The sequence below is a fragment of the Ensifer sp. ZNC0028 genome (assembly GCF_000799055.1).
Taxonomy (GTDB): Bacteria; Pseudomonadota; Alphaproteobacteria; order Rhizobiales; family Rhizobiaceae; genus Ensifer.
Window position 1 is genome coordinate 1 of record NZ_JTLA01000263.1, and the last position, 528, is coordinate 528.

General features: G+C 64.4%; 1 protein-coding gene. It reads right to left on the reverse strand.

What is annotated here, in order from left to right; all coding sequences use genetic code 11:
* The coding region (locus L981_RS32935; protein ID WP_043627188.1) for an aldehyde dehydrogenase family protein at positions 1 to 528 on the reverse strand (528 nt) is incomplete at both ends.

Genomic DNA, 528 nt, shown 5'->3' on the forward strand with positions numbered 1-528 from the left:
CATGCTTGAGGCTCGTGGTGGCGATGCCCGACGACAGGCCGAAGGGGGTGTCGTTGGCGACGGTGAGCGCCTCGTCGTAGTCCTTGACCCGGATGACCGATGCGACCGGGCCGAAGATCTCTTCGCGGGAAATCCGCATCTGGTTGGTCGCCTCGGTAAAGAGCGCCGGCTGCAGATAGAAGCCGGGCGTGTCGCGCTTCAGAAGCGCGCCGCCGAAAGCAAGTTTGGCACCTTCCTGGCGGCCAATAGCGATGTAGTCGGTGTCCTGGTTGAGCTGGCTCTGGTCGACCACCGGGCCGATCTGGGTGCCGGCCTTCAGGGCATCGTCGATGACAAGCCCCTTCATCCGCTCGCCCATGGCAGCGACAAAGCGATCGTGGATACCCTCGGTGACGATGAGGCGCGACGACGCGGTGCAGCGCTGGCCGGTGGAGAAGAAGGCGGAATTGACTGCCGCCTCGACCGCGACATTGAGGTCGGCGTCGTCGAGCACGACGAAGGGGTTCTTGCCGCCCATTTCCAGCTGGT